Origin of the sequence: Streptomyces sp. NPDC088124 (genome assembly GCF_040685895.1) — a bacterium.
Taxonomy (GTDB): domain Bacteria; phylum Actinomycetota; class Actinomycetes; order Streptomycetales; family Streptomycetaceae; genus Streptomyces.
Map to the genome: position 1 here is coordinate 53,156 of NZ_JBFBJB010000052.1, position 10,933 is coordinate 64,088.

The 10,933-nt window shown below is 69.6% G+C and carries 9 protein-coding genes; 8 read left to right on the forward strand and 1 reads right to left on the reverse strand.

Annotated features, from left to right (window positions below; translation table 11 throughout):
• Positions 1–40 precede the first annotated feature (40 nt).
• The 8 genes from AB0P17_RS32980 (at position 41) to AB0P17_RS33015 (ending at position 10,085) form a co-directional block, all read left to right on the forward strand.
• Positions 41–1,843: an IucA/IucC family protein gene (locus AB0P17_RS32980; protein ID WP_365816737.1), complete on the forward strand. Its 1,803-nt coding sequence runs from the start codon at positions 41–43 to the stop codon at positions 1,841–1,843.
• Positions 1,840–3,138, forward strand: coding sequence for an MFS transporter (locus AB0P17_RS32985; RefSeq protein ID WP_365816739.1), 1,299 nt, complete (start codon positions 1,840–1,842; stop codon positions 3,136–3,138). Before AB0P17_RS32980 ends, AB0P17_RS32985 begins: the two co-directional genes overlap by 4 nt.
• A 41-nt stretch (positions 3,139–3,179) precedes the next feature.
• Positions 3,180–4,910, forward strand: a complete 1,731-nt coding sequence (locus AB0P17_RS32990; RefSeq protein WP_365816741.1) for an IucA/IucC family protein — start codon at positions 3,180–3,182, stop codon at positions 4,908–4,910.
• Positions 4,907–6,727 carry an IucA/IucC family protein gene (locus AB0P17_RS32995; protein WP_365816744.1) on the forward strand — a complete coding sequence of 607 codons (1,821 nt, stop codon included), beginning with the start codon at positions 4,907–4,909 and terminating at the stop codon, positions 6,725–6,727. The genes AB0P17_RS32990 and AB0P17_RS32995 overlap by 4 nt, the downstream gene beginning before the upstream one ends.
• Positions 6,728–6,730: 3 nt before the next feature.
• On the forward strand, positions 6,731–7,519 hold the full coding sequence (locus AB0P17_RS33000) for an aldolase/citrate lyase family protein (protein ID WP_365816747.1): 789 nt from the start codon (positions 6,731–6,733) through the stop codon (positions 7,517–7,519).
• A complete protein-coding gene (locus AB0P17_RS33005; protein ID WP_365816749.1) occupies positions 7,516–8,712 on the forward strand; it encodes a type III PLP-dependent enzyme in 1,197 nt (398 codons plus the stop codon). Before AB0P17_RS33000 ends, AB0P17_RS33005 begins: the two co-directional genes overlap by 4 nt.
• A gap of 61 nt (positions 8,713–8,773) precedes the next feature.
• Positions 8,774–9,844, forward strand: a complete 1,071-nt coding sequence (locus AB0P17_RS33010; RefSeq protein WP_365816751.1) for an ornithine cyclodeaminase family protein — start codon at positions 8,774–8,776, stop codon at positions 9,842–9,844.
• A 76-nt stretch (positions 9,845–9,920) separates the two neighbouring features.
• Positions 9,921–10,085, forward strand: coding sequence for a hypothetical protein (locus AB0P17_RS33015; RefSeq protein WP_365816753.1), 165 nt, complete (start codon positions 9,921–9,923; stop codon positions 10,083–10,085).
• Between the two features lie 85 nt (positions 10,086–10,170).
• On the opposite strand, the gene AB0P17_RS33020 is transcribed toward AB0P17_RS33015, so the two are convergent.
• Positions 10,171–10,830, reverse strand: a complete 660-nt coding sequence (locus AB0P17_RS33020; protein WP_365816755.1) for a FadR/GntR family transcriptional regulator — start codon at positions 10,828–10,830, stop codon at positions 10,171–10,173.
• Positions 10,831–10,933 lie beyond the last annotated feature (103 nt).

Genomic DNA, 10,933 nt, shown 5'->3' on the forward strand with positions numbered 1-10,933 from the left:
GTTGTTGATGCAGTGGCGTCGGACCGCATCCGACCTCGTCATGCGTGACCTTGTCGATGCGTTGATCCAGGAGGAGTTGGCGGGATTCGACCGGCTGCGCTCCGCAACTCCTCCCGCCCCGCCGGCGGGGCGGGAGGAGTTGCGGAGCGGCGAGGACTGGTACCGCGCCGACGTGGGCTCGCTCCAGCTGTGGTTCCGCGGGCGGTCGGCCGCCGCCCTCCAGCCCGTGCGCCTCTCCCGGTCGCCCGTCTGGTGCCGGCGGGAGCAGGGCGAACCGGAGCCATTCACCGAGCCCGACCGGCTGCTCGACGTAATCCTGAACGCGCTCAAGGTGTCCGGCGACACACCACCCGCCGGGAGTTCGCGCACGATCGCGGATCTGCGGACGTCCGTCGAACACGCGGCGATCACCCTGCGGGTCCACCACGAGTCCGGGCGCCCCGCGCCGGCGCCGGGCGGGCTGCTGGCCGGTGAGCGTCTCGCGGCCACCCGCGATCGCCCCTTTCATCCCACTGCCCGGGCGAGCTCAGGCTGGACAGCGGCCGAGCACGCCGAGTTCGGGCCGATGCGCCAGGACCCGGTCACCGTACGTTGGATCGCTGTCCGCCGGGACCGCCTTCGTACGGGTACGGGCACCAGCTCCCGTCGACTGCACGAGAGGCTCCTCGATGCCGCCGGTCAGGAGCGACTGCTCGGCATGATGGAGCGGGCCGGAGTCCGTCCGGCGGACTATCAGCCGTTGCCCGTGCACCCGTGGCAGGCGGAACGCGTTCTGCCGGACCAGTTCTCGGAGGAGTTCGCGTCCGGTGAAGTGGTCGCCCTGGAAGGGGTGGCGGGGCAGTTCCTGCCCACGGCCTCCCTGCGCACTCTGCTCACCGTCCCCGAAACGGACATACATCTGAAGCTCCCCCTGGGAGTGAGCACGCTGGGTGCCGCAAGGCTGCTGCCTCCGCGCTATCTCGACAACAGCGACCGCGCCCAGCGGACCATGACACACGTGATCGAGGGTGACGCCGTACTCGGCCGCCTCGTACGAGTATGTGACGAAAGCAATTGGTCGGGGTGGCAACTTCCGGGTGGCGAGGACGAGTTCGACAACCGCCCGGGTCATCTCGCCGCCCAGCTCCGCCGGTTTCCCGAAAGTCTTCTGTCGGACCCCACACGGTTGGTCATGCCGATGGGCGCCCTGGCATCCCACGAGTGGGACGTCCTGGCCGGCTCCTTCACCGGGCTCGGCCTGGCCGACGGGGACCGGAAGGAGTGGGCGCCGGCCCTCTTCGCCGACATCGCGGGAGCCTTCTGCAGGATGGGGCTGTCCTTCCTGCGCTACGGGGTTCTGCCGGAGTTGCACGGGCAGAACGTCCTGGCCGTGTTCACCGCGAAAGGCACGGAAGGCTTTGTGCTGCGCGACCACGACGCACTGCGCCTGCACTCGGCGTCGATGGCCGCGGCCGGGGTCCCCGAGCCCGGCTACCGCCTCAAGCCCGGCGCCCCGCAGAGCCTCGACCTGCCCAGCCGCGAGGCGCTGCTCGGCTATCTCCAGACGCTGGGCTTCCAGGTGAACCTGTTCGGGATCGCGGACGCCCTCACCCGGTGGTCGGGTGTCCCCGAGGCCGCCTTCTGGTGTGCCCTCGGCGTCGGTGTGCGCACCGCCCTGGACGCGCTGGACCTGCCGACGCCCCTGGCCGAGACCGTCGAGCGCGAAGTGCTGCGCTCCAGGACCTGGCCCTCCCGGCACGTTCTGGGGCCGTTGCTCCGACAGGCACCGCGCGGCGATGTGAGCATGCCCGCGGGTTCCGGGCTGGTGCCGAACCCCCTCCGTAAGGCAGGGGGGTTCAGGTGACCGGCTCGGTGGCGGGCGCGGAGGAGAACCGCCGAGCCTTCGCCGTGCTGTGGTTCGGCCAGTTCGTCGCCGTGGGCGGCCTCACGACGGTGGTTCCGGTCCTTCCGTTCTTTCTCGCCGGTCTCGGCGTTCCGTCGGCGGCTGTGCCCTGGTGGACCAGCCTTGCCCTCGCGGCGCCCGCGGCGGCCCAGATCGTCAGCGGTCCTCTGTGGGGACGGATCGGGGACCGCTACGGGCGCAAGCCCATGGTCGTCCGCGCCCAGTTGGGACTTGCTGTGGCCCTGGCACTGATGGCGTGGGCCGAGACAGCCACCCAGTTCGTCGTGTTCCGCTTCGTCCAAGGCCTGTTCGGCGGAGTGGTGTCCGCCAACGCGGCCTTCGCCGGCACCATGGCGCGTGAGGAACATCAGGGCCGCACGTTCGGCGGACTGATGAGTGCCACGGCGGCCGGATCACTCGCCGGTCCGCTGGTAGGCAGCGCGGTGGCCGTGGGCTTCGGTTTCGATGTGCTCTTCGTCTGCGTGGCCACGCTCATGGCCCTGTCGGCGCTGCTTTCCCTGTTCGCCCTGCGCGAGGCCACCACAGTGAGCGGCAAGGGCGAGGCGGCCCCGACGGAAGACCTCTCCGTCCGGGGCGGTGCACGGCTTCTCTGGAAGGACCGTCACCTCAGGCGGATGCTTGTGGGCGGGCTGGCGACCCAGGCCGGTGTGTACGCCCTCGTCGTGATCTTCGCCCCGCGCATCGCGGACATCACCGGCTCGGTGCGTACCGCCACGCTGTGGGTGGGTGTTCTCCAGGCAGTCACCTGGGCCGCTACCCTCGTCGGCGGCGTGTGGTGGGGGCGTCGCAACGACCGCGGCAGCCCGCGGCGCAACTTCGCCTTCGCCGCGCTGGGTTGCGGACTGGCGGTCGCCTTGCAGTCCGTGCCCGGGGAGCCCGGGTGGCTGACTCCGCTCCGACTGCTGCAGGGCTTCTGCTTCGCCGCGCTCCTGCCGTCCGTCCAGCACCTGGTCAGCAAGGGCACCCCCTTGGCAGGCCGGGGCACCTGCCTCGCCCTGACGATGAGCGTGCTGGGCTTCGGCCAGGTCCTCGGCCCCCTTCTCGGGGCAGCGGTCGCCGGGCTCGGGCACTCCGTGTGGCAGTTCTGCGGCCTGGGCCTGCTCTTCGTCGGCGCGGCCGCGCTGGCCGCGGCGCGCCCCAGACCTTGGCGGGCCGCCCTCTCACCCATGCCGTCACGCAGCCACGGCACCCACGTCGGCTCGGAGCCCCAACCCGCCAGTCGATCCCACCCGTAGAAGAAGGACCACATGTCAGACCACGCGGGGAGAAGCATCCGATGACCCAGACCCGTACCCACGAGCCCTCCGTCGCCTCATCGATCCGGCCCGGCGCCCGGGACCGAGCCGAGGCGGGGTCCACGCGGCGTCTGCTCAACTCGTTTCTCTCCGAGACGGGGATACGCGACCCGAGAGTCGCCGGTGAGAAGGAGTTCCGCGTACTCCTGCCGACCTCCGGCCAGGTGCTGACCGGCAGCATCCTGCACTGGTCGCCCATGGGGCACCACGTCTTCGGAAGCGAACTCCGGCTCTCCGACGCGGAGGGGACCTCGACGCGTCCGGTGGACCACCGCCTTCTCGTCGGCATCCTCCTGGGTGAGCTGTCGGCCCGGCTCGGTGCCGACAGCGATACCGAGACAGAACTCTCCGCCCAGGTCGACAACAGCGTCGAGCGCACCGCGCGTTATTTGGAGCGCGGACGCGGGCCCCGGCCCACTCCCCACCAGCGGCACGCACTGACACGCCACGCGGAACAGTCCTTGCTCACGGGCCACCCGCTCCACCCCACACCGAAGAGCGCCGAGGGCTTCAATGACGCCGAACTAGCCGCCTATGCACCTGAGTTGGGTGCGGACTTCGCCCTCCACTACTTCGCCGTCGCCCCGCGGCTGCTCCGCTCCCGCCGAGTCGCCGACGGCCATTGGCTGCCGGCCGAGTCGACCGCTCGGGCACGGACGGCTTCGAGAGGCGGGACCGACGAAGCCACCCTGCTGCCCGCTCATCCGTGGCAGGCCGCCCACCTGCTGCGACAGCCCCGGTTCCGCGCACGGGTGGAGGCCGGCGACATCACCGACCTCGGCCCGCTCGGTCCGGCCGTCTACCCCACCTCTTCCGTACGCACCGTGTGCGACCCCGGCTTCACGACCGCGTGGAAGCTCCCCCTGCATGTCCGCATCACCAACTTCGTTCGGAACAACCCGACCGATCAGACACAACGTGCCCTCGACGCCAGTGCGTTGGTGAGCCGGTGCCGACCCGGGTGGAGCCACCCGGGTTTCCATGTGCTGGTCGAAACAGGGGCGCTGGGCCTCGCCGACGAGGAACTGGCCGCGGACACCACGGTCCTCTTCCGGGAGAACCCCTTCGCAACCAACGGCAAAGCACCCCAGGTCGTGGCCGGCCTGCTGGAAACAGGGCCGGACGGAGCCGAGCCCCATCTCATCGGCCACGTCCGTGAGGCCTGCGGGGTACCCACGGGAGCGCTGCCTTTCGTCGGCGTGGCCCAATGGTTGGCCCAGTACCTGGAGATTTCCCTCGTTCCACTGCTCGATGTCTTCGACACCACCGGCATCAGCTTCGAGGCGCACGTACAGAACTCCCTGGTCCACCTCGACCAGGGCCGACCGACCCATTTCTACGTACGGGACATGGAAGGTGTGAGCCTGAGCCGCGAGAACCGCGGCCGGACCCCCGCCGGTCGAGCCCTGGAGCCACGCAGCACCCTGCTGTACAGCCACGACGAGGCCTGGCACCGGCTTCAGTACTACGCCGTGACCAATCACTTCGGCCACCTGGTGCACGTCCTCGCATACCACACCGGCCATGACGAGACCCGTCTGTGGTCCGTGGTCCGCCGCGTCCTCGCGGCCCGGCCGGGCGTGTCCGCCAAGGCCCTCGCCGTGGCGGACACACTCCCGGCCAAGGCCAATCTCTCCAGTCGCCTCGCCAAGAGCAGCGAGCACCCGTCCTACGTCCTCCTGCCCAACCCGATCCGCGAGGTGGCCCGGTGATCCAGACCTTCAGCCCGAATCTCGCCCTGGTGCAGCGTGCGCTGCGCTCCCACCACCTGTCCACGGTACGGCGCAGGATATTCCGCCAGCTTCTCGAATCACTGCTGTACGAAGGCGTTCTCACAGCACGCGCCGAGGCGGACGGCCGGTCGGCGGTCGACGGCGTCGACGCCCAGGGACGAGCGGTGCGGTACGTCTTCACCCTCGGTGCTCCGGCCTACGGCTTCGCCCGCACCAGGATCGTTCGTGATCCTCTCCTACGAGTCTCGGAGAACGGCGAGAGCGAGGCCGCCTCGCTGACCGGCTTCCTCACCGAGATCCGCGAGCACCTCGGTGGGGTCACGGACGAGCGCGTCGAGGGATTCTCCCGTGAGCTGGAGGAGACGCTGGTGAAGGACACCATCGCCCAGTGCGCCCGGGAGGAACGGGACGGACGTCTGGCGGAGGCCGACTACGACGCACTGGAAGGCATGGTGATGGACGGACATCCCTATCACCCTGCCTATAAGTCCCGAGTCGGATTCGACCTGGAGGACCACCTCGCCTTCGGGCCGGAGTTCGCCCAGCCCGTACGGCCCCTGTGGATCGCCGCGCACCGCAGCCTGACCATCGCCGCCGCGTCCAGCACGCTTGACGGCGCGTATCTGCGCGGTCAGCTCGGACCGGCCTGGGACGCCTTCCAGCGGGAGCTGGACCAAGCTGTCCTCCGTCCCGAGGAGTACGAGCTGCTGCCCGTGCATCCTTGGCAGTGGCGTGAGGCGATCGCCGTCCCCTTCGCCGCGCACATCCGGGACCGGAAGATCGTCGCTCTCGGCACGGACCCCCACGCCCACCTCGCCCAGCAGTCCATCCGCACCATGGCCTGCCAAGAAGCCCCGCACCGCGACTACATGAAGCTGTCGCTCTCCATCCTCAACACCTCCACCAGCAGAGGCCTGGCCCCTCACACGGTCACCAACGCGCCCGCCGTCTCGGACTGGCTGCGCGGGATCGTCGCGTCGGACCCGTACCTCCGGGACGACCTGCGGGTCATCCTGCTCGGCGAGGTGCGCGGCGTCGCGGTCGCCCCCGAGCCGGTCTCCGAACTCGTGCGGGAACGGACCTACGGCAGGCTCGGCTGTATCTGGCGCGAGACCCTGAACGGCAGGCTCGACCCGGGTGAGAGGGCAGTGCCGTACACCGGGCTCATCGCCCGCGAGCTCGACGGCACCCCGCTGATCGACCCGTGGGTACGCCGTTGGGGAATCCGGGGGTGGGTCGAGCAACTGCTCAAGGTCAGCGTCACGCCCTTGATCCACTTCCTGCAGGGGCACGGCATCGCCATCGAGTCGCACGCCCAGAACATGGCCCTTGTGCACGACCAGGGTCGCCCCACTCGGGTCGTCCTGCGGGACTTCCACGACGGTGTCCGGTTCTCCCGTGCGCACCTGGCCGATCCGGACACCGCCCCCGAGCTGGCTCCCACTCCGAGCTACCACGCGAACCGCAACTCCTTCGTGGAGACCGATGACCTCGACCTGGTCGCGGACTTCTTCCTGGACGCCTTCTTCTTCATCAACCTCGGTGAGCTGGCCATGTTCCTGGAAGACGTCTACGACTACGCCGAAGAGGAGTTCTGGAGCGAGGTCCGGGCCGCGATCGACGCCTATCAGACGAAGTTCCCCGAACTGGCCGACAGGTTCGCGCTGTTCGACGTGTCCAAGCCGTACCTCGATGTCGAACAGCTCACGGCCCGTCGTCTGCTGCCGGACACCGAACTGCGACTCCACCGTGTCCCCAACCCCCTGCACGGTCCTCGTGCGGTACGGGAGGCATGAGCCGTGCTCCGCCCCAACGCCGTCAAGGCGAAACTCGCCGCCGGAACCTCCGTCCACGGGCTGTTCTGCTCCATCCCCGACCCCACTCTGGTCGAGATGATCGGCTGTGCGGGATACGACTTCGTGATCCTCGACAGCGAACACGCCCTCGTCGACCCACAGCAGCTGGAACACCTGATCAGGGCGGCCGAGGCCGTCGGCCTCACCCCTTTCGTCCGCGTCCCCGAAGCCGCGCCGGGCCTCATCCTCAAAGCACTCGACGCCGGAGCGATGGGCGTCGTCGTCCCGCATGTGCGCACCCGAGCCGACGCCGACGCCGCGATCCGCGCCGCCAAGTACGCCCCGGAGGGCATGCGCAGCCTGAACGGCGGCCGCGTACCGGGCTTCGGGCGGATCAGCCTGGCCGACTATCTCGGCAAGGCCAACGAGGAGACGATGGTCGTCGGCATGATCGAGGACGCCGAGGGCGTCGACAACCTCCCCGAGATCCTCACCAGCGGCCTCGACCTCGTTCTGGAAGGTGCGGCCGACCTCTCCCAGTCGTACGGGGTGCCCTGGCAGACGCGGCATCCAACGGTGCGCGAAGCCGTCGAGAAGATCCACGCCGCCTGCGCCAAGGCCGGTGTGCCGTTCTGCGCCCTACCGCGGACCGAGGAGGACCACACGGCATGGTCGCGCGCGGGCGTCCGGGCGTTCGTTCTGGGAGAGGAGCGAGGTCTGGCCTTCCGGGCGCTCTCCGCCCACCTGGAGAACCACCGCGCCGCCGCGACCCGATGGGAGAACTCCCGATGACCCTTCCCGAGTCTGTCGTACGGCTGGCCGAGGAGAGCGGCACACGCCCCGAACCTGTGTGCTTCTTCGCATACGACCTGGACGCCCTGCGTGCCCACGTCACCCGGGTGACGGCGCTCCTGCCCGACCGCTGCCACATGTTCTACGCGATGAAGGCCAACAGCCAGGCCCCCGTGCTGGAGGCACTGGCACCACTGGTGGCGGGCTTCGAAGTGGCTTCGGGTGGCGAGGTGGCCAAGGCACGGGCCGTCGACAGCGACATCCCCGTGATCTTCGGCGGCCCGGCCAAGACCGATCAGGAGATCGCACAGGCCCTCGACGCGGGCGTGACACGACTGCACGTGGAGAGCGAACTCGAACTGCACCGCGTGTCCGCGATCGCCACGGAGATGGGCCGCGACTGCGACATCCTGCTCAGGGTCAACCTACGCGGTCCGTTCCCCTCCGCGACCCTGGCGATGGCCGGCAGGCCCACCCAGTTCGGTATCGACGAATCCGCTCTGCCCTCCGCGGTCAAGCTCGCCCTGGACGCCCCCGGCATCCGTCTGATCGGATTCCACCTCCACTCGCTCTCCAACAACCTCTCCCCACAGGCACATGTGGCGATGCTCGACCTCTACCGACGCAAGGTCGAGGGGTGGGAACGCGAGTTCGACATGACATGCGAGGTCCTCAACGTAGGCGGCGGCATCGGTATCAACTATGGCGATCTGGATGCCCAGTTCGATTGGGAACAGTTCACGGAGGGCCTCGGCGCCCTGGTGGCGGACACCTTCCCCGAGCACTGGCGAGAGATCGACTTCGAGTGCGGTCGCTTCCTGACCGCCGCGTGCGGCTACTACGCCACCGAGATCCTCGATGTGAAGACCAACCATCAGACCACCTACCTGATCGTGCGCGGAGGCACGCACCACTTCCGCCTTCCCTCGTCCTGGCAGCACAGCCATCCCTTCACCCTGGTCGAGACCGACTCGTGGCACCTGCCCACCCCACGCCCCGAGGTCTGCCGCGAGCCCGTCACCGTCGTCGGGGAGCTGTGCACACCCAAGGACGTCCTGGCCCGCGACGTACCCGTGGAACGAGCCCGCCCCGGAGACGTCCTGGTCTTCACCCACGCCGGTGCCTACGGCTGGGAGATCTCCCACCACGACTTCCTCAGCCACCCTCACCCCGAACACCACTACCTGCCCTGACCGATCACCGCCCCCTTGGGCGGTCAGCCTTTCCCGTCCAGCAGGATTTCAGGAGATTCCCGTGGATTTCGAGCAGTACCCCGACAGTACGTTCCGCTACCTGACCCGAGCCGATGTCATCGAAGCCGCCCGAAGCGTCGACATCGTCGAGGCGGTCTCGGACGCGCTGGTCCTGCACAGCGAGGGGCGGTCGATCCTTCCCGAGGAGGCCTACCTCGGCTGGACCACGCCCGAGGGAGCGTCCGCCCGCTGTCTGGCCATGCCCGGGGCACTGACCACCGACACGCGCTCGATCGTCGGCCTGAAGACGATCAACGCAAGTCTCGCCAACCCCGACCGCGGCATACCCCGCTCGCAGGGCTTCACCCTGCTCCTGGACCAGGAGACCGCACGGCCCGTCGCTCTCATGGAAGCCGCCTACATCAGCGCCATGCGCACCGCCGCGGTCACCGCCCTCGCCGCACGGCACCTCGCCCGCGAAGCCCCGCGCGCCGTGGCGTTCCTCGGCTGCGGAACCCTGGCTCAAGCCCACGCCTCCCTGCTCCTGAACACCCTTCCCACACTCGACGAGGTCGTCGCCTACGACATCTCGCCGGGCCGCGCCCAGAGTTTCCTGGACTTCGTCAAGAAGCTCCCGGGTGGAGAGCGGGTCACCGTGAAGGCCGTGGACGACGCCCGGAACTGCGTGGCCGGAGCGGACCTGGTCGTCCCCGTGACCACCGTCACGCAGGGATACATCGAGCCCGACTGGCTCAAGCCCGGGACCCTGGTCGCGCACGTCTCCCTGGATGACCTCACCGAGGCGGCCGTACTGGACGCCGATCTCGTCGTGGTGGACGACTGGGGACTCGTGCGCGACGACCCGCGACGTCTACTCGGCCGGATGCACCGAGCCGGCACCCTTCTGGGCCCCGACGGCGAACCGAGGACCGGAGTCGGCCGACAAGCACGCGCCAAGCAGGTCGACGCCACCCTGGGTGACATCGTGATCGGGCGCCACCCCGGGCGTCGCAGCGAAGCCGACATCGTCATCAGCAACCCGTTCGGCATGTCGATCCTCGACGTGGCTGTGGCCGATCGGGTCCACTCCGAGGCCGAATCCCGCGCGATCGGCAGCCTGCTGAGTCTCTAGTGCCCCTCCCGGCACTAGCCTCGACTCTCGTGACGGCTCATCAGGTCAACTGGTGGGCCGCTGCGCTTTGTTGCTCGTGGCCCTCAGCATGCGCGCCATCGAGCTGCTGGGCACCCAGGTCGCGCCGGCCCGGGACACGGTGGCGCTGCGGCTGCGGATCTTCTCCCGGCAGGAGGCGGCGTATCTGCGGCACGGCGGCATCCTGCCGTACGTGGTACGCCGCGCCGTCGCCGACGGGTGACGGGGAGCGGCCGACCCCGGGGCGGAGGAGGCGGGGGGCAGGAGGGCGGCCGGGCCGTCCGCCGAGGCGCCCCGAGGGGCGGTCCTCAGCCGTCGGCCTCCTCCAGCGCCGCCAGCAGCCGCTGGGCAGCCCCTTCCATGTGGTGGGCCATGGCCGTACGGGCGGCCTCGGCGTCACCCCGCTCGATCGCCTCGAAGACCGGGACATGGTCGTCGTAGGCGACCTGGCGGCTGCGCGTGGTGCCCGTACGTTCGATCCAGCCGCGCTGGATCATGGCCCGCAGCCCCTTGAGCATGTCCCGCAGGACGAGGTTGCCGCACAGATCGGCCACGGTGGCGTGGAAGGCCATGTCGGCCGCCGGGAACTCCGCGTCGGCGCAGGTCCGCATCGCGTCCAGGCGCTCGCGCAGCACCTCGACACCCTCCGCGCCGACCGCCTCGGCGGCCAGCCCCGCCACCAGGACCTCCAGCTCGGCCCGGGCCCGGAGGAGATCTTTCGAACCGCGCTCCCCCAGGACCAGGCCCAGTTCGAAGAGCCGGTAGAGCACATCGGATTCGGGGCCCCGGAAGTACGTACCGCTGCTCTGCCGGATCTCCAGCAGCCCGAGGAAGCCGAGCGACTTGATGGCCTCGCGCACGGTCGGCCGGTTGACCCCGAGCATCTCCGTGAGCTGCCGCTCGGACGGGATCCGCTGCCCGGGGGCGACCTCGCCGGACATGAGGTAGTCGATCAGCCGGCGGGACACCTACTGTAGGGCGTGTTTCGAAAGTAGCGCCGTCCGCCCGCAGGGCGGGGCTTGCGGCGTCTGGTGCACTGCACTCGCTCCGCTCGCTCCGTCTCGGCACATT